This window comes from Pseudonocardia nematodicida (assembly GCF_040105385.1).
GTDB lineage: Bacteria > Actinomycetota > Actinomycetes > Mycobacteriales > Pseudonocardiaceae > Pseudonocardia > Pseudonocardia nematodicida.
Genome location: NZ_JBEDNQ010000006.1, coordinates 280,527 through 297,709, shown reverse-complemented (window position 1 = coordinate 297,709; position 17,183 = coordinate 280,527). Strand labels below are relative to the sequence as shown.

The 17,183-nt window shown below is 73.6% G+C and carries 16 protein-coding genes; 11 read left to right on the top strand and 5 right to left on the bottom strand.

What is annotated here, in order from left to right:
- Positions 1 to 12 precede the first annotated feature (12 nt).
- Together WIS52_RS16750 and WIS52_RS16745 are read left to right on the top strand one after the other, a co-directional pair.
- Positions 13 to 927, top strand: coding sequence for a LysR substrate-binding domain-containing protein (locus WIS52_RS16750; protein WP_349299289.1), 915 nt, complete (start codon positions 13 to 15; stop codon positions 925 to 927).
- The gene (locus tag WIS52_RS16745; protein WP_349299191.1) at positions 924 to 2,039 is read left to right on the top strand and encodes a mandelate racemase/muconate lactonizing enzyme family protein; all 1,116 of its coding nucleotides are present in this window, start codon (positions 924 to 926) and stop codon (positions 2,037 to 2,039) included. Before WIS52_RS16750 ends, WIS52_RS16745 begins: the two co-directional genes overlap by 4 nt.
- Positions 2,040 to 2,130: 91 nt before the next feature.
- On the opposite strand, the gene WIS52_RS16740 is transcribed toward WIS52_RS16745, so the two are convergent.
- On the bottom strand, positions 2,131 to 2,949 hold the full coding sequence (locus WIS52_RS16740; RefSeq protein ID WP_349299190.1) for an IclR family transcriptional regulator domain-containing protein: 819 nt from the start codon (positions 2,947 to 2,949) through the stop codon (positions 2,131 to 2,133).
- A gap of 135 nt (positions 2,950 to 3,084) precedes the next feature.
- Between WIS52_RS16740 and WIS52_RS16735 the strand changes: the two genes are divergently transcribed.
- The 3 genes from WIS52_RS16735 to WIS52_RS16725 are packed head-to-tail and all read left to right on the top strand — an operon-like array spanning position 3,085 to position 6,127.
- The gene (locus WIS52_RS16735; RefSeq protein ID WP_349299189.1) at positions 3,085 to 3,636 is read left to right on the top strand and encodes a flavin reductase family protein; all 552 of its coding nucleotides are present in this window, start codon (positions 3,085 to 3,087) and stop codon (positions 3,634 to 3,636) included.
- 27 nt (positions 3,637 to 3,663) lie between these two features.
- Entirely contained in the window at positions 3,664 to 5,244 is a 1,581-nt protein-coding gene (locus WIS52_RS16730) for a 4-hydroxyphenylacetate 3-hydroxylase family protein (RefSeq protein WP_349299188.1), read from the top strand.
- 34 nt (positions 5,245 to 5,278) lie between these two features.
- A complete protein-coding gene (locus WIS52_RS16725) occupies positions 5,279 to 6,127 on the top strand; it encodes a dioxygenase family protein (RefSeq protein ID WP_349299187.1) in 849 nt (282 codons plus the stop codon).
- Positions 6,128 to 6,145: 18 nt separating this feature from the next.
- Here the strand turns inward: WIS52_RS16725 and WIS52_RS16720 are convergent, their stop codons facing one another.
- A complete protein-coding gene (locus WIS52_RS16720; RefSeq protein ID WP_349299186.1) occupies positions 6,146 to 7,033 on the bottom strand; it encodes a dioxygenase family protein in 888 nt (295 codons plus the stop codon).
- A 107-nt stretch (positions 7,034 to 7,140) separates the two neighbouring features.
- Here WIS52_RS16720 and WIS52_RS16715 point away from each other — a divergent pair, with 107 nt between their 5' ends.
- From WIS52_RS16715 to WIS52_RS16700, 4 genes are all read left to right on the top strand, one after another.
- The gene (locus WIS52_RS16715; protein ID WP_349299185.1) at positions 7,141 to 7,629 is read left to right on the top strand and encodes a MarR family winged helix-turn-helix transcriptional regulator; all 489 of its coding nucleotides are present in this window, start codon (positions 7,141 to 7,143) and stop codon (positions 7,627 to 7,629) included.
- 119 nt (positions 7,630 to 7,748) lie between these two features.
- Entirely contained in the window at positions 7,749 to 9,149 is a 1,401-nt protein-coding gene (locus tag WIS52_RS16710) for a lyase family protein (RefSeq protein ID WP_349299184.1), read from the top strand.
- Positions 9,146 to 10,699 carry an SLC13 family permease gene (locus WIS52_RS16705; protein ID WP_349299183.1) on the top strand — a complete coding sequence of 518 codons (1,554 nt, stop codon included), beginning with the start codon at positions 9,146 to 9,148 and terminating at the stop codon, positions 10,697 to 10,699. Before WIS52_RS16710 ends, WIS52_RS16705 begins: the two co-directional genes overlap by 4 nt.
- A gap of 38 nt (positions 10,700 to 10,737) precedes the next feature.
- Entirely contained in the window at positions 10,738 to 11,739 is a 1,002-nt protein-coding gene (locus tag WIS52_RS16700) for a LacI family DNA-binding transcriptional regulator (RefSeq protein ID WP_349299182.1), read from the top strand.
- A gap of 18 nt (positions 11,740 to 11,757) precedes the next feature.
- Here WIS52_RS16700 and WIS52_RS16695 read toward each other — a convergent pair whose 3' ends face one another.
- The 3 genes from WIS52_RS16695 to WIS52_RS16685 form a co-directional block, all read right to left on the bottom strand.
- On the bottom strand, positions 11,758 to 12,513 hold the full coding sequence (locus tag WIS52_RS16695) for a hypothetical protein (protein ID WP_349299181.1): 756 nt from the start codon (positions 12,511 to 12,513) through the stop codon (positions 11,758 to 11,760).
- A 294-nt stretch (positions 12,514 to 12,807) separates the two neighbouring features.
- Complete coding sequence (locus WIS52_RS16690; RefSeq protein ID WP_349299180.1) at positions 12,808 to 14,868, bottom strand: heavy metal translocating P-type ATPase; 2,061 nt, start codon at positions 14,866 to 14,868, stop codon at positions 12,808 to 12,810.
- Entirely contained in the window at positions 14,861 to 15,319 is a 459-nt protein-coding gene (locus WIS52_RS16685; protein WP_349299179.1) for an ArsR/SmtB family transcription factor, read from the bottom strand. Before WIS52_RS16685 ends, WIS52_RS16690 begins: the two co-directional genes overlap by 8 nt.
- A gap of 75 nt (positions 15,320 to 15,394) precedes the next feature.
- Between WIS52_RS16685 and WIS52_RS16680 the strand changes: the two genes are divergently transcribed.
- On the top strand, positions 15,395 to 16,054 hold the full coding sequence (locus tag WIS52_RS16680; protein ID WP_349299178.1) for a DsbA family protein: 660 nt from the start codon (positions 15,395 to 15,397) through the stop codon (positions 16,052 to 16,054).
- A gap of 156 nt (positions 16,055 to 16,210) precedes the next feature.
- The gene (locus WIS52_RS16675; RefSeq protein ID WP_349299177.1) at positions 16,211 to 17,155 is read left to right on the top strand and encodes a ferritin-like domain-containing protein; all 945 of its coding nucleotides are present in this window, start codon (positions 16,211 to 16,213) and stop codon (positions 17,153 to 17,155) included.
- Positions 17,156 to 17,183: the final 28 nt, after the last annotated feature.

Sequence of the window (17,183 nt, the reverse complement as noted above, 5' to 3'; positions counted from 1 at the left end):
TGCGGCGTGGACATGCGCCTGCTGCGCTACTTCGTCGCGGTGGCCGAGACCCGGCACTTCGGCCGCGCCGCGGACCGCCTGCACATGGCGCAGTCCCCGCTGTCCCAGGCCATCCGGCAGCTGGAGTCCGAGGTCGGGGCGACGCTGTTCGCGCGCACCACCCGCCGGGTCGACCTGACCCCCGCGGGCGCGTCCCTGCTGGCCGACGCCTACCGGATCCTCGCCGGTGTCGAGGACGCGCGACGGCGGGTCGAGCAGGTGGCGTCGGGTTCGGACGGCGTCCTGACGCTCGGGGCCACCGACCTCGCCGCGTACCGGCTGTTGCCACGGCTGGTGCGGGTCGCGGCCCGGGAACTGCCCGGGCTGACGTTGCGCTTTCTTCCCGGTCTGCTCACCCCGGCCCAGGAGGACGCCCTCGACGAGCGCCGGATCGACCTGGCCGTGCTCCGCCCGCCGGTGCTGCGGACCGACCTCTCGGTCCGGACGGTCGCCGGGGAACGGCTGGTCGCGGTGCTCCCGGCGGAGCATCCCCTGGCCGGGCGGCCGAGCGTGTCGGTGGCCGAGCTCCGATCCGAGGACTTCGTCGCCTACGGCGCGCCGGGCTCGGTCGTCGACTCGGTCGCCACCCGGGCCTGCCTGGAGGCCGGCTTCCTGCCCCGTCGTCGGGTAGAGGCCCGGGAGACCCCGATCGTGTTGACCCACATCGCCGCCGGAGCGGGAGTGGCGCTGCTGCCGGACGCCGTGCGGGTGCTGGGTTCCGAGGGCGTGGCCGTCGTCGACCTGGTGGAGCAGCTCCGGGTCGACCTCGCCCTGGCGTGGCGCACCGGCGACGACTCGACCGCGCTCGTCCGGCTGCTCCGTGTGCTCGCCGAGCACGCCCACGAGCTCGAGACCCGGGGCGCTCCCGTCGTTGGAGGAACCGCGTGAAGATCCTCGCCGTCGAGGCGATCCCGTTCGCCGTGCCGTACCGCAAACCGCTGCGCTTCGCCTCCGGCGAGGTGCACACCGCCGACCACGTGCTCGTGCGGGTCCGGGCCGAGGACGGCGTCGTCGGTGTCGCCGAGGCCCCGCCGCGGCCCTACACCTACGGCGAGACGCAGACGTCGATCCGCGCGGTCGTCGACACCGTCTTCGCCCCGGACCTGGTCGGGCTGAGCGTGTTCGACCGGGAACGGATCCACGCCGTGCTGGACCGGACGGTCGGCAATCCGGCGGCGAAGGCGGCGATCGACATGGCCGTCTGGGACGTGCTGGGCCGGCGGCTGGGCGTGTCGGTCACCGATCTGCTCGGCGGGTGGACCGACCGGATGCGGGTCTCGCACATGGTCGGCTTCGCCCCCGACGACGTCATGGTGGCCGAGGCCCGGCGGATGCGCGACGAGCACGGCGTCACCACGTTCAAGGTCAAGGTGGGACGGCGGCCGGTGTCGCTGGACACCGGGGCGTGCCGCGCGTTGCGCGAGGCCCTCGGCCCGGACGTCGAGCTCTACGTCGACGGCAACCGCGGCTGGACCCCGTCGGAGGCGGCACGGGCGCTCGACGAGATGGCCGACCTCGGGCTGACGCTGTCCGAGGAGCTCGTGCCCGCCGACCAGGTGCTCGGCCGGCGCTGGCTGACCGCCCGGACCCCGTTCCCGACGGTGGCCGACGAGTCCGCGACCCGGCCGGGCGAGGTGACCCGCGAGTTGCTCGACGGCGCCGCCACCATGATCAGCATCAAGACCGCGCGGACCGGGTTCACCGGTTCCCAGCGGGTCCTGCACCTGTGCGAGGGCCTCGGCGCCGAGGTCGTGATGGGCAACCAGATCGACGGCCAGCTCGGCACCGCGTGCACGGTCGTCTTCGGTGCCGCGCACCGGAGCACGAGCGCCCGCGCCGGCGAGCTGTCGAACTACCTGGACATGGCCGACGACCTGCTCACCGAACCGCTGCGCATCGTCGATGGCGAGCTGCGCGTGCCGTCCGGTCCGGGGATCGGTGTCGAGATCGACCCGGACAAGCTCCAGCGCTACCGTACCGACCGAGTCGGAAGGCGGTGATCCGCTCAGGTTCGGATCAGAAGGGCGGCTCCGCGGTCTTCACGACGGCCCGAGACCGTCCCACCGCCACGAGCACCGATCCCACGAGCGATCAGTAGAACCCGTCCCGGTCGGCCCCGAACCGCGCCCCCGCCGGCCTCCCCAGCGCCCGGCTCAGCCGCTCCGCCGCGGCGAGCACGTGCGGCAGCACGGTCTCCACGAGGCGCTCCGGCGACGACCGCCCCGCACTCGTCGCCGACGCCAGCGCCGCCACGACCTCACCTGAGTGGTCCCGCACCGGCGCCGCCAGCGCGATCAGGTCCGGGTCGAGCTCCCCCGCGGACAGCGCCCAGCCCTGGGCGCGGACCTCCCGCAGCGTCCGCCGCAACGCCGCGGGGTCGGTCACCGTGCGCGGCGTGCAGGCGGGCGGGCCGGCGTCCAGCACCCGCCTGATCACGGCCTCGTCGGCCCAGGCCAGCAGCACCCGCCCCATCGCGGTCGCGGTCGCGGGGACCCGGGTGCCGGGTGAGATGTCCATCTGCATGATCCGGCGGACCGGGATCCGGGCGACGTACACCGCGTCCGTGCCGTCCAGCACGGCCAGCGAGGCCGACTCGCCGGTGCGGTCGGCCAGCCCGCTCAGGTAGGGCCGGGCGTCCTCGGCGAGGGAGTGGGTGGCGGTGAACCGCTGCCCGATGGACAGCACCCGCGGGGTGAGGCGCCACCGGCCGTCGACGGGCTCGACGTAGCCGAGGTGCTGCAGCGTCAGCAGGATCCGGCGGACCGCGGGCCGGGACAGCCCGGTCGCGACGGCCAGGTCCGAGCTCGTGGGTCGGGGACGCTCGGCGTCGAACGCGAGCAGTACCGCGAAGCCCCGCTCCAGGCTCTGGATCCGGTCTCGGTCGCCACCGAGGTCGACGGTCCCGGTCATCGTGACGGTGTCCCTCTCAGTCGAGCGCGAATCCGTCCTGCGGGGCCGTTGACCTGCGTGGTCGGCCCCGACACAGTGAGATGTGAACGCAGAGCGGACGCTATGTACGCACAGCGTACAGAAGGGAGTCGATCGATGGCGATCGACCCACGGGAGTTGCGTCGCTGTCTCGGCCACTTCACGACCGGGGTGACCGTCGTCAGCTGCTACGACACCGCAGGTGCCCGGCACGGCGCGACGGTCAACGCCTTCACCGCCGTGTCGCTGGACCCGCCGCTGGTCCTGGTCTCGCTCGACCGGCGCTCGCGGCTGTGCGGCCTGGTCGAGCGCGAGCACCGGCCGTTCACGGTCAACGTCCTGGAGAGCGGGCAGAAGGACCTCGCGCTGCACTTCGCGGGCCGGCCGACCGAGCAGGTCGGGTGGCTGCCCGACAGCGGTTGCGGCGCACCGCGGCTGGCCGGTGTGCTGGCGCACGTCTCGTGCACGCCGTGGCAGTCCTACGACGGCGGCGACCACCTCCTCTACCTGGGCGAGGTCCAGGAGTTCCTGATCCACGACGGCCGCCCCCTGCTGTTCCACACCGGACGGTTCCACCACCTCGGCGACGACCACGAGCCCGTCCTCTGGGGCGACTCCGCCGACGGACCCGCGGGCCAGGCCTGGATCCCGCACCCCGCCGATCGCTGAGCCGATCCATCACCGAAGGAGTCGACGATGACGCTGCAGCAGGATTCCGTGACCACCCCCGTCGGGGACGACGGCCGCGCCACCCGGCCGATGACCGGCGACGAGTACATCGAGAGCCTGCGCGACGACCGCGAGGTCTACCTCTACGGCGACAAGGTCGGCGACGTCACCACCCACCCGGCGTTCCGCAACGCCGTCCGGATGACCGCACGCCTCTACGACGCCCTGCACGACCCGGCCCGGCGCGACAAGCTCGTCGTCCCCACCGACACCGGCAGCAGCGGCGACACCCACGCGTTCTTCCGCACCCCGCGGTCGGTCGAGGACCTGAAGAAGGATCGGGAGGCCATCGCCGAGTGGGCGCGGATGACCTACGGCTTCATGGGCCGCAGCCCCGACTACAAGGCTGCGTTCCTCGGCACCCTCGGCGCCAACTCCGAGTTCTACGACCCCTACGCGGCCAACGCGCGCCGCTGGTACGCCGAGTCCCAGGAGAAGGTCCTCTACTGGAACCACGCGATCATCAACCCGCCGGTCGACCGGCATCGCCCGCCGGACGAGGTCTCCGACGTGTTCATGCACGTCGAGGAGGAGAACGACAACGGCGTCGTCGTCTCCGGCGCGAAGGTCGTCGCGACCGGTTCGGCGATCACCCACTTCAACTTCCTCGCCCATTACGGCCTGCCGATCAAGAAGCGGGAGTACTCGCTGGTCTGCACGGTGCCGATGGGCGCGCCGGGGATGAAGCTGATCTGCCGGCCGTCGTACGCGCAGCAGGCCGCGATGACCGGCAGCCCGTTCGACTACCCGCTGTCGTCGCGTCTGGACGAGAACGACACGATCTTCGTCCTCGACAAGGTGCTGATCCCCTGGGAGAACGTCTTCATCTACGGCGACCCGGAGAAGGCGTCGACGTTCTTCCCCGGTTCGGGGTTCCTGCACCGCTTCACCTTCCACGGCGTCACCCGGCTCGCCGTCAAGCTCGACTTCCTCGCCGGCCTGCTGATGAAGGGCCTGGAGGTCACCGGCACCAAGGACTTCCGCGGGGTGCAGACCCGGGTCGGCGAGGTCATCGCCTGGCGCAACATGTTCTGGGGACTGTCGGACGCGATGTGCGCGAACCCCGACGAGTGGGTCAACGGTGCCGTGCTGCCCAATCTCGACTACGGCCTGGCCTACCGCTGGTTCATGACGCTCGGTTACCCGCGGGTCCGGGAGATCATCATGCAGGACCTCGGCGCGTCGCTGATCTACCTGCCGAGCCACTCGGCCGACTTCCTGTCGCCCGAGGTGCGGCCCTACCTGGACAAGTACGTGCGCGGCTCGGACGGGTACGAGGCCGTCGACCGGGTCAAGCTCATGAAGCTGATCTGGGACTCCATCGGCACCGAGTTCGGTGGCCGGCACGAGCTCTACGAGCGCAACTACTCCGGCAACCACGAGGGCGTCCGCGCCGAGCTGCTGTTCGCCGCCGAGGCCTCCGGCGCCGCCACGCAGATGAAGGGCTTCGCCGAGCAGTGCCTCGACGAGTACGACCTGAACGGCTGGACCGTCCCCGACCTGGCCGGCAACGACGACGTCCGGCTGTTCGGCAGGAACGGCAGCTGAGCGAGACCCGACACCGAGACCGAAGGGCCCGAACATGACCACCACCGACGCCGGTCTGGCCGGCTCGCACGCCACCGAGTCCGCCCGGCAGGGCTCGTCCAACCAGCGCGCCTCCGGTGCCGCCGCCGACCCGGAGCGCGTCTCCGCGGTCGTCGGCGCGGCGCTGGAGGGCATCCGCTCCGCGATCCGCGAGCACCGGGTGACCTACTCCGAGTTCGACGCCTTCAAGCGCTGGCTCATCGACGTCTCCGACACCGGGGAGTGGCCGCTGTTCCTCGACGTCTACCTGGAGTACGAGGTCGAGCGGGTCGCGGCCGAGGACCAGGCCGGGTCCACCGGCACGATCCTCGGCCCGTTCTGGCTCGACGACCAGGTGCGGCTGCAGTCCCCGGCCACCCTCCCGATGCGCGACGACGAGCCGGGCACGCCCTTCGTCCTGGCCGGCCAGGTGCGGTCCACCGACGGCGAGCCGCTGGCCGGGGCGACGGTCGACATCTGGCACACCGACGACGAGGGCTGGTACTCCGGCTTCGCGGAGAAGCCCCCGGCGGGCAACCTGCGCGGCGTCGTGACCTGCGACGACGACGGCCGGTTCGAGATCCACACCCGCAAGCCCGCGCCGTACACCATCCCGCTCGACGGACCCACCGGGAAGCTGACCGAGACGGCGGGGTGGAGCCCGTGGCGTCCGGCGCACCTGCACCTGCTGGTGTCCGCGCCCGGGCGCCGCACGGTCACCACGCAGCTGTTCTTCACCGGGGACGAGTACCTGGACTCCGACGTCGCCTCGGCCACCAAGCCGGAGCTGATCCTGGACCCGCGGCCGACCGGGAACGGGGCGGAGATCCGCTCGGACTACGACTTCGTGCTCGAGACCGGGTAGCCCCGGGCAGCCCGGCGGTCAGGCGACCTGGAACGACCGCCGGGACAGGCCGAACCCGTAGCCGTCGAGCGTGACGACCGGCGCGGTCGGCTCCGTGGCCGCGCCGAGCGTCACGAACAGCGGGGTGTAGTGCTCGACCGTCGGGTGCGCGTAGGGCATGCCCGGGGCGTCCCGGAACCGGGCGAGCTCGTCGACGTCGCCGCGGGCCAGCGCGTCCGCGGCCCAGGCGTCGAAGTCGGCGGACCACCCCGGCACCGCGTTGTCCACGAAGTTCTCCCGGCTCAGGAACGGCAGCCCGTGGGTCATGTGCCCGGAGCCGACGACGAGCACCCCGGACTCCCGCAGCGGCCGCAGCCGCTCGCCGATCGCGAGCAGCTCGGCCGGGCGGTCGGTGGGCAGGCTCAGCTGCAGCACCGGTACGTCGGCCTCCGGGTACATGATCTTCATCGGGACCCAGGCGCCGTGGTCGAGGCCGCGGCGGGCGTGCTGGTGTGCCCGCTCGCCGTCCGGCAGGAGCGCGGTCACCTCCCGGATCAGTGCGGTCGCGTCCGGGGTGTCGTAGCGGAACGTGTGGTAGATCGGGTCGAACCCGCCGAAGTCGTAGACCAGCTCGTCGGGACGGGCGGCGGACAGCGACAGCGGCGCGGACTCCCAGTGCGCGGACACGATCAGGATCGCCCGCGGCCGGGGCAGCGACCGGGCCCACCGGAGCAGGGGGTCGAGCCAGCCGGGGTCGGCGAGCGGCATCGGCCCCCCGCCGTGCGAGACGTACAGGCTGGGCAGCGCGCCGTCCTCCGGCGTCCAGGGGCGGTGCGGCTGCGCGGCGGCTCGGCGCAGGTGCGCGGCGAACGGGTGGGTGCCGGGGATCCGCGCGTCCGCTGCGGCGGTGGTGGATGCGGGCGTCATGGAGCGCTCCTGTCGAGCGGTAGGTTGTTGCGACAACTGATGATGGGTCCAAGCGACTTGTCGCGACAACCATTCCGCCCGAGGAGGTGACGGTGGACACTCCCGCCATGACACGCAGGCAGCTACGGGCCTGGATCCGGCTGCGCGCGGTCCTGGAGCTGCTGCCCGACGCGCTCGACGGCCAGCTGCGGCGCGACTCCGGCATCACGGAGTTCGAGTACCTGGTGCTGGCGATGCTGTCGGAGGCCCCGGGAGGCGCGCTCCGGATGAGCGAGCTGGCCCGGCAAGCCATCGCGACCCCGCCCCGGCTCTCGCACGTCGTCTCCCGGCTGGAGCGCCGCGGCCTCGTCGAGCGCGTCCCGTCGACGGAGCGGTCGCGGGCCACCGACGCCCGGCTGACCGGGGACGGGTGGGAACAGCTGCGCTCCGCGGCGCCGGGGCACGTGGCCGCGGTGCGGCAGCACGTCGTCGACCCGCTGTCCGACGAGCAGGTCGACCAGCTGGCCGCCATCGCCGGCGCCCTGCTGGGCCGGCTGGACCCGGACGGGGCGATGGCGGGTACCTACACCCGCTACGACGACCCCGCGTCGTCCTAGACCCCGGACCGGCGTCCGGCGAGCCTCTTGACTCCATGTGGAATCGATCCCATAGTGGAATGCATTCCACACCGCGCGGTCCGCGGAGTGGTGCAACGACGCGCCATGGAGGTTCGACGATGACCCCGACCGTCGGTCGGTCCCCGTTCTCCCTGCTCACCCACCTCGCGGGTGACGAGGAGCAACTGCAGATCTTCGCCGAGAACAGCACGATCGAGAGCTGGCTCGCCGTCGAACGGGCACTGGCCCGGGCCCAGGCCCGGCACGGTGTGATCGGTCGGGAGGACGCCGACGCGATCGTCGGCGCCGCGCGGCTGCGCACCATCGACGGCGAGGCGCTGTGGAAGTCCGCGCGCAACGTCGGCTACCCGATCCTCGGGCTGGTCCGCGGGATCAGCGGTGCGCTCCCGCCCGGGCCCGACGGGCGCGTCCACTACGGCGCGACCACGCAGGACATCATGGACAGCGGGCTCGCACTGCAGATGGTCCGCTCGCTGGCCGCGCTGGACCGCGGGCTCGGCCGGCTCGGCGACGCACTCGCCGAGCGGGTCGACGAGCACGCCGGAACGGTCATGGCCGCACGGACGCACGCCCAGCAGGCCGTCCCGACGACGTTCGGCGCGACGCTGGCCACCCTGCTCGCCCAGCTGACCCGTCAGCGCCGCCGCCTCGCGGAGGCGGCCCCCCGGATCGGCATGATCTCGCTGTTCGGCGCCGGCGGCACGGCCGCCGCACTCGGACCGTGCTCGGCCGAGGTCCGGGCGACCGCGGCCGGGCTCCTCGGCCTGCAGCACACCGACGTCCCCTGGCACGTCGACCGCGACGGGGTCGCCGAGTTCGGCTGGCTGTGCTCGACGATCGTCGCGTCCTGCGCGAAGCTCGCCCGCAACGTCGTCGACCTGTCCCGGACCGAGATCGGCGAGGTCTTCGAGCCCTTCGAGAGCCACCGCGGTGCGTCGTCGACGATGCCGCAGAAGGTCAACCCGATCTCGTCGGAGATCGTCATCGGGCTCACCGGCACCGCCGGCGCGCTCGCGTCCTCGCTGCCCCGCATCCAGGAGGCCGGTCACGAGCGGGCCGCCGGGGAGTGGCAGATCGAGTGGCAGGTGATCCCGCAGCTGGCGGTGCTGGCCGGCACCGCGCTGGCCGAGACGCTGGTCGTCGTCGAGGGCATGCGGGTCGACGCCGAGCGGATGCGCGCCAACCTGGAGCAGGACGGCGGCCTGGTCATGGCCGAGGCCCAGATGATCTCGCTCGCCGCCACGATGGGCCGCGAGCACGCGCACGACCTCGTCTACGAGGCCGCCGCCCGCGCGCGCCGCGACGGCCGCACGCTGGCCGACGTGCTCCCCGAGGTCGCCGAGGAGAAGGGGAGGCGCGACCTGCTGCCCGACCCGCTGGTCACCGCCGACGACTACGTCGGCGAGGCGGCCCGCATCGCCGGTACCGCCCGCGGCGAGTGGGCGGACGTCCCGGCGCTGGCGGTGCCCGCCGGACCGATCGCGGAGCTCGCGTCATGAGCGCCCCCGCCGGGTCGAAGCCCACCTCGACCGAGGGGGACTTCGAGGGGCCCGAGAACCGCTTCGACCGGATCCGGTCGCGGGTCGGCGCCTACGCCGTCCTCCCGCTGATGGCGCTGGCGTTGTTCTGGCCGGGCGACCTGACGCTGGCCCAGCGCGGGATGCTCGCGGTGCTGGCGTTCGTGATCCTCTTGTGGATCTGCGAGACGATCCCGATCGCGGCGACCGCGCTGATCGGGATCGCGCTGCTGGTGCTGCTGGGGGTGGGCAGCCCGTCCGAGGTCTTCGGCGGGTTCGGCTCGCCGACGGTGTTCCTGGTGATCGGGGCCTTCCTGCTGGCCCGCGCGATGACCGTGCACGGGCTGGACCGCCGGTTCGCGCTGCGGGTGCTGTCGCTGCCGGGCGTCGGGAACAGCACCTACCGCACCGCGCTGGCCTTCGGTGTCGTCGCGATGCTGCTCGCCACGCTGGTCTCGGCCTCGGCGACCGCCGCGATGCTGCTGCCGATCGGGGTCGGGGTCGTCCGGACCGTCGGCGACCTGATCCAGGAGCGCAATCCCGAGGTGTCGGGTCACCGGACCCGGTTCTCCTGCATGCTCATGCTGGCGATCGCCTACGGCGCCGGCGTCGGGTCGGTGCTCACGCCGATCACCGGCATCGCGAACGTGATCGGCCGCGGCGCGGTCGAGGAGATGACCGGCTACCAGATCCCGCTGTTCGACTGGCTCGCGATGTCCGGGCCGTACGTGCTGGCCCTCGGCGTCGTGATGTTCACCGCGCTGGTGCTGCTCAACCGGCCCGAGACCCGGCACATCCCCGGTGGCCAGGAGCACTTCCGGGCCGCGCACCGCGAGCTGGGCGGCATGAGCCGGGGCGAGCGCAACGTCCTGTGGATCTTCGCCGGGACGGTGACGCTGTGGGTGGTGCCGTCGTTGCTGGAGACCCTCGGCGTCGTCGCGCCGGACACCGTCCTGGCGGCGGTGCTGGACCGGCTGAACGAGGGCGCGGTCGTCGTCGCGGCGGCCGGGCTGCTGTTCTTCCTGCCCGCCGGCAGCGGGGAGCGGACGCTGAGCTGGCCGGACGCCGCGAAGATCGACTGGGGGACGGTCGTCCTGGTCGGGGTGGGCCTCACCATCGGCCGGATGATGAGCGAGACCGGGCTGGCCGACAGCTTCGGCGCGGCCGTCGCGGACCTGACCGGGGTGCAGTCCACAGTGCTGCTGTGCCTGGTCGCGGTCGTGCTCGGTATGGCGATCTCGGAGACGACGAGCAACACGGCCTCGGTCGGCATCATCGTGCCGATCGTGATCCCGATCGCCGTCGCGATCGGGGTGGACCCGCTGATCCCGGCGATGGCCGCGATCTTCGGCGGGAACGCCGGCGCGATGCTGCCGGTGTCGACGCCGCCGAACGCGATCGTCTACGGCTCGGGCTACGTCCCGATGATCCGCATGATCCGCACCGGGATCGTCGCGGACCTGGCCACCGTCCCGCTGATCCTGCTGGCCACGGTCGGCATCGGCTCGATGATCGGTCTCGCCCTCCCGTGACGCCGTGAGTGCCGGCCCCGGCCAGTAGGTTCGACCCCGTGACCACCCTCGCGGACGTCGCCCGGCTGGCCGGGGTCGGCACCGGTACGGCCTCCCGTGCGATCAGCGGGAAGGGGTACGTCGACCCGGACACGAAGCGACGCGTCCTCGACGCCGCCGCCGAGCTCGGCTACCGCCGGAACGCCGCGGCCCGCGCGCTGCGCGAACGGCGCAGCCGTGTCGTCGGGCTGATGCTGCCCGACATCCACAACGAGTTCTACACGGCCAGCGCGGCCGTGCTGCAGGCCGACCTCCACGCGGCCGGCTACCAGTTGCTGGTCCTGGCCACCGGCAACGACGCCGACGCCGAGAAGGCGGCCTGGGAGACGATGCTCGACCGCCAGGTCGACGGCGTCGTGCACGTCCCGGTCGACCCGGACGGGACCCCACCTCCCGGGCTGCCGGTCGTCCAGCTCAACCGGCACACGCGGACCGCGACGACGCCGGCCGTCGTCAGCGACGACATCGCGGGGGTCGCCGAGCTCACCCGGACCGTGATCGACGCCGGTCACCGTGATCTGGTCGCCCTGGTCGGCGCCCCCGAGCTGTCCACGAGCGCCGAGCGTCTGACCGGCTTCCGTCGCGCCGCCACGGCGGCCGGGCTGGTGGAGGACGCCGCCGCCGGACCCCGGTACCGCGTGCTCGTCACCGAGTTCAGCGCCGACGGGGGCGCGGCCGCGATGGAACGGATCGCCGACGACCTGCCCGGCGCCGTCGTCGCGCTGAGCGCCCGGCTCGTGATGGGCGCCCTGCGCTGGGCCGGCGAGCGGGGGATCGCGATCCCGGACGACCTGTCGCTGGCCGGGCTCGGTGACCCGGAGTGGTTCGCGGTGTGGCAGCCGCCGATCACCAGCTTCGCGCCCGCGCTGGCCGGGATGGGCCACCGGGCGGCCCAGGAACTGATCGCGGCGATGACCGATCCGGCGTCCGCGTCGAGCGGGGTCGTACGACTACCCGGGCGCGTGCTGGTGCGCGGCTCGGTGCGTGCAGCCGCGGGGTGAACGAGCGGCCGGCCGGGTTCAGCGGAAGGAGACGTGCACGTGGTCCATGTGGTTCGCGGTCGCGCCGCCCCGGTCCTCCTGCATCTCCCAGCCGTCGCCGGTGTCGATGCGCTGGCGGTAGATGATGTAGCTGATGCCGAGCTCGTCGCTGTTCTCGCGGGCGTACTCGGCGAGATCCTCGCCGGTCGTCTCGTCGACCATGAAGTCGAGTGCCTTGCCCCGCGGGTGGTCGGAGGCGTTGGCGCGGCCGGCGACACCGAACACCGTGTCCACGCCGAACATGCAGCGCAGCGTCTCGCCGGCCGCTGCGGTGGCGGCGGTGACGCCGCCGAACCCGTCGGTGCCCGCGGTGCAGCTCGAGGACCCGGTCCGTCCCTCGTCGGCGGCCCGCACCGCGTCGTCGACGGCGGTCAGCGCGCCACCGGTGATGGCGTCGACGTCGACGGGCGGGGGCGGCTCGGCGAGTGCGCGGACCGCTCCGTCCGGGAAGGACGGGGTGACCGCCGGCTCCGGCCCGGGTGCGCGCGCCACGTCGTCGACCGGGCCGGTGAACGCCTGCAGTGCGAGGTCCTCGAGGTGGACCGTGCGGTCCCCGAGTTCCAGGTGCCCGGCCACCAGGGCGCTCCCGGCGAGCGCGGAACTGAGGATCCCCACGACGCCGGCGCCGCGACGCGGGCGCGCGGGGACGTCCGGGGTCGCGTGCGGGCGGTGCACGTCGGGCCGGCTGGGGGACTGCCGGATCCGTGCCGCGCCGCCGGGGTGTCGCCTCGGCACCGTGGGTCGCCTTCCGTCGGTCGGAGCCGGTGGCACCCGTAGCGGGGAGCGGGGGCGCGGTGGTCCGTGGGGAGGCGAACCGTCCGGTTCCGACACGGGTCACGGTACGTCTGTATTGGACCGCTCCTGCCCCACCGGGCGCGACGGGCGCTGACCGGTGCGCGTCGCGCTGTGGGCGGATCCCGCGGCGATGGCCCGGACCAGGGCGGCGGCATCCCGGCCGACCCCGCCCAGGAGGTCGCGAGACCCGCCTGCCCGGCGCCGACGACGAGGACGTCGACCCGGTCCGGCCCCTCATGTACGGGCGCGGTGCGACGCGCGCCGGGGCGCCGGCGCGCAGCACGGACCGTCGCCGACGGACACCTGGCGGTCGCCGGCCGGGGCGGCGACCGCGGTCCCGAGACCGGGGTCGGGCCGGGTCCGGGCCGCCCGCAGCGCGTTGAGGATCACCAGCACCTCGGCGGCCTCGTGGATCACGACGACGGTCGCCAGCCCGAGCACGCCGACCGTGGCGAGCGGGACCAGCACCCCGATGATCGCCAGGGATCCCCCGACGTTCTGCAGCATGATCCGGCGCGAGCGCCGGGCGTGGTCCAGGGTGCGGGGCAGGTGGCGCAGGTCCTCGCCCATCAGCGCGACGTCCGCGGTCTCGATGGCGACGTCGGTGCCCATGGCGCCCATCGCGATGCCGACGTCGGCGGTGGCGAGGGCGGGCGCGTCGTTGACACCGTCGCCGACCATGGCGATCGGCCGGCCACGGGCGATCGGGGCGAGCAGGCCGGCCTTGTCCGTGGGGCGCAGCCCGGCGTGCACGGTGCCGATGCCGGCCTGTCCGGCGAGGGTGGCGGCGGTGCGGGGGTTGTCGCCGGTGAGCATCGCGACGTCGATCCCGAGGTCGCGGATCCGTGCGACGGCCTCGGCGGCCTCCGGGCGCAGCTCGTCGCGGACGGCGATCGCACCGAGCAGGGTGCCGTCGCGTTCCAGCAGGACGACGGTGGCCCCGGCGACCTGCAGCTGCGCGACCTCGTCGGCCAGAGGGCCGGGGTCGATCCAGCCGGGCCGGCCGAGCCGCAGCGCGGCGCCGTCGGACGTTCCGGTGACACCGTTCCCGGGGACGGCGGTGACGTCGTCGGCAGGCCGGAAGCCGGGCCCGTCGTCCGGTCCGACGCCGGTCGGGGAGTCGGTCTCGGCGAGCACCGCGCGGGCCAGCGGGTGCTCGCTGCGGGCCTCCAGCGCGGCCGCGAGGGCGACGACCTCGCGTCGATCCGCGGCTCCGGTGGTCAGCACGCCGACGACCTCGGGCCGGTTCCGGGTCAGCGTCCCGGTCTTGTCCAGCGCGACCGCCCGCACCCGGCCGAGCTCCTCGAGCGCGGCCCCGCCCTTGACCAGCGCGCCCTGCCGGGAGGCCGCACCGACCGCGGCGACCACGGTCAGCGGGACCGAGATCGCCAGGGCGCACGGGGACGCGGCGACGAGCACGACCAGGGCGCGCTCCACCCACGCCATCGGGTCGTCGCCGAACAGCGTGCCCAGGCCGGCGACCAGCGCGGCGAGCACCATGATCGCCGGGACGAGGGGCCGGGCGATCCGGTCGGCGAGCCGCTGACCGGCGCCCTTGCGTTCCCGGGCCTGCTCGACGACGTGCACGATGCGGGCCAGCGAGCTGTCCGCGGCCGGAGCGGTCACCTCGACCTCGATCGCCGAGCCGCCGTTGATCGCGCCGGCGAACACGTCGTCGCCGGGGCCGGCCTCGACCGGCACGGACTCCCCGGTGATCGCCGCGAGGTCGAGGCTGGTGCGGCCGGTGCGGATCCGGCCGTCGGTGGCGGCCCGCTCCCCGGGCCGGAGGACGAGTGCGTCACCGACCCCCAGGTCGTCCGGGGACACGGTGACCTCACGGCCGTCGCGCAGCACCGACGCGGTCGGTGGCACCAGCCCCAGCAGGGCGCGCAGCCCGCGCCGGGTCCGGCCGACCGTGTAGCGCTCCAGCCCCTCGGCGATCGAGAACAGGACACCGAGCAGTGCGGCCTCGGCGAACTGGCCGAGGGCGACCGCACCGACCGCCGCGATCGTCATCAGCAGGCCGACGCCGACCCGTCCGTGCCGCAGGCCGCGCAGCGCACCGGGGACGAAGCAGGACGCGGCGACGACCGCCGCGACGAGCTGGGTCCCGTCCACCACCCGCTCCTGGGCCCCGGCGAGGCCGCCGATCAGGGCGCCGGCCAGGAGGACGGCCGCGACCGCGGCGACCTGCAGCTCGCGGACCCGCCACAGCCGGTCCGGTCCGTCGTCGGGCTGCTCGGCCGTGCCGCCGCCGGTGCGGTCCGGATCGGGGCCGCAGCAGACGTCAGACACGGCCGGCCGCCTGCTGCTCGCGGGTCGTGGTGGAGCCGCTCGCACGGTCGGCGGCACGGCCGTCACCCGGGGCGCCGTCCCAGCCCGCGCCGGCCCCGTCCCCGGCGCCGAGCAGCACCGACAACACGCCACGACCGCGTTCGGTGAGCCGGTACATCACCATCCGACCGTCCCGGCGGGAGGTCACGACCCCGGCCGTCCGCAGCCGGCGGGCATGGTGGGAGACCAGCGCCTGGGACGCCCCGACCACCCAGGCCAGGTCGCAGACGCACAGCTCGTCCCCGGCCAGCAACGCGGCGGCGACCTGCAGCCGGGTCGGGTCGCCGAGCCCGCGGGCGACGTCGGACGCCTGATCGACGTGCTCGGGTGGCGGCAGCGCGGCGCGGATCCGCTCGGCCTCGGGCAGATCCAGGCAGAGCAGGTCGCAGGTACCGGGCACCTCGGCGGTCATTCCAACAAACTAAGCTATGTTTGAATGACTTCGCCAGAGGTTGCCGCCGATCCCCTGCCCCGGAGCGCACGTCCCATGACCCGCAACGCCCGCCTGTCCCTCGTCGTCGTCGCCGTGTTCGTCCTCGTCGTGGGTGCCCTGTTCGGCGTGACCCGGCTGACCGCCCCCGCCGCGCCGGACGGCACCGAGGCCGCCGCCGCGCTCGCCGCCCGGCCGGAGAGCCACCGGCTGTCGGATCCCGCCGGTGCGACCGTCACCTTCGTGGAGTTCCTCGACTTCGAGTGCGAGGCGTGCGGTGCGGTGTACCCCGCCATCGAGGAGCTCCGCGCCGAGTACGGCGACCGGGTCACCTTCGTGATCCGCTACTTCCCCGGCCCCGGCCACTTCAACGCGGAGCGCTCCGCCCGCGCGGTCGAGGCCGCGGCCCGCCAGGACCGGCTGGAGCCGATGTACGCGCTGATGTTCGAGACCCAGGCGCAGTGGGGCGAACAGCAGGTGCCGATGGACGACCGTTTCCGCGGCTACGCCGAGCAGCTCGGCCTGGACATGGCCCGCTACGACGCCGACTACGCCGACCCGGCCGTCGCCGATCGGGTCCGCGCCGAGCAGGCCGACGGGATCGCGCTCGGTGTCCAGGGCACGCCGACGTTCTTCGTGAACGGTGAGCGCCTCGAGCCCCGGACATACGACGACCTGACTGGCGCGCTCGACGAGGCACTCGCCGCGGGCGGCTGAACACGTCCGGCTACGGAGCCACCCGGTCGGGCGTAACCCGTACGGGGGTGGGTCGTTGTCCCGGGTGAGGGCGCCGCTTCGGCGTCCCGCCCCGCCCGCTCCCCTGGACGACCCCGGACCCCGGTCGTCACCGACGGGCCGACACGAGGAGACCTCGTGTTCCACGGTTTCAGCAAGAAGTTCCTGCACGACTCGATCGACCGGAGCGCCGAGAACGGCCTGGACCGCCGGCGGTTCCTCCGCGCGGCCGGTCTGACCGGCGCCGGTGTGGCCGGCCTGGGCGTGCTCGGCGCCGGTGTGGCGTCCGCGACCACCGGCACCGAGGACGACATCTCGGACGCCGCGGTGCTCAACTTCGCGCTCAACCTCGAGTACCTCGAGGCGGAGTTCTACCTGCGCGCGGTCACCGGCAAGGGCCTGGCGGACTCGCAGATCGACGGCAAGGGCGAGCTCGGCCCGGTCACCGGCGGCTACAAGGTGAAGTTCGAGACCAAGCTCGGCCGCCAGTACGCCGCGGAGATCGCCCAGGACGAGCGGGCGCACGTCGACTTCCTGCGTTCCGCGCTCGGTGACGCGAAGGTGGCCCGCCCCGCGATCGACCTGCAGGACGCCTTCACCGCCGCCGCCATGGCGGCCGGGCTGATCGGGCCGGGGCAGACCTTCGACCCGTTCGCGGACGAGACGAGCTTCCTGCTCGGCGCCTTCATCTTCGAGGACGTCGGGGTCACCGCCTACAAGGGCGCGTCGCCGCTGGTGTCGAACAAGACGTTCCTCGAGGCGGCGGCCGGCATCCTGGCCGTCGAGGCGTACCACGCGGGTCTGGTCCGCACCCTGCTGCTGCAGGGCGGCGCCGCCGACGCGGTCGGCCAGATCTCCGACGCCCGGGACTCGCTGGACGGACCGTCCGATCTGGACCAGGGCGTCCTCGACCGCAACGGCGACGCGAACATCGTGCCGGCCGACGAGAACTCGATCGCCTTCTCGCGTACCCCCGGCCAGGTGCTCAACATCGCCTACCTCAACCCGGACTCGGTGACCGAGGGCGGGTTCTTCCCGGCCGGTGTCAACGGCCCGGTGAACACCAGCGACGCGAACGGCTGACCGCCGCACCTCGCGCACCACACGTGCC

Coding starts and splice junctions, on each gene's coding strand:
- WIS52_RS16750 (WP_349299289.1), top strand. CDS start 13: ATGCGCCTGCTGCGCTACTTCGTCGCGGTGGCCGAGACCCGGCACTTC.
- WIS52_RS16740 (WP_349299190.1), bottom strand. CDS start 2,949: ATGACCGGGACCGTCGACCTCGGTGGCGACCGAGACCGGATCCAGAGC.
- WIS52_RS16735 (WP_349299189.1), top strand. CDS start 3,085: ATGGCGATCGACCCACGGGAGTTGCGTCGCTGTCTCGGCCACTTCACG.
- WIS52_RS16730 (WP_349299188.1), top strand. CDS start 3,664: ATGACGCTGCAGCAGGATTCCGTGACCACCCCCGTCGGGGACGACGGC.
- WIS52_RS16725 (WP_349299187.1), top strand. CDS start 5,279: ATGACCACCACCGACGCCGGTCTGGCCGGCTCGCACGCCACCGAGTCC.
- WIS52_RS16720 (WP_349299186.1), bottom strand. CDS start 7,033: ATGACGCCCGCATCCACCACCGCCGCAGCGGACGCGCGGATCCCCGGC.
- WIS52_RS16715 (WP_349299185.1), top strand. CDS start 7,141: ATGACACGCAGGCAGCTACGGGCCTGGATCCGGCTGCGCGCGGTCCTG.
- WIS52_RS16710 (WP_349299184.1), top strand. CDS start 7,749: ATGACCCCGACCGTCGGTCGGTCCCCGTTCTCCCTGCTCACCCACCTC.
- WIS52_RS16705 (WP_349299183.1), top strand. CDS start 9,146: ATGAGCGCCCCCGCCGGGTCGAAGCCCACCTCGACCGAGGGGGACTTC.
- WIS52_RS16685 (WP_349299179.1), bottom strand. CDS start 15,319: ATGACCGCCGAGGTGCCCGGTACCTGCGACCTGCTCTGCCTGGATCTG.
- WIS52_RS16680 (WP_349299178.1), top strand. CDS start 15,395: ATGACCCGCAACGCCCGCCTGTCCCTCGTCGTCGTCGCCGTGTTCGTC.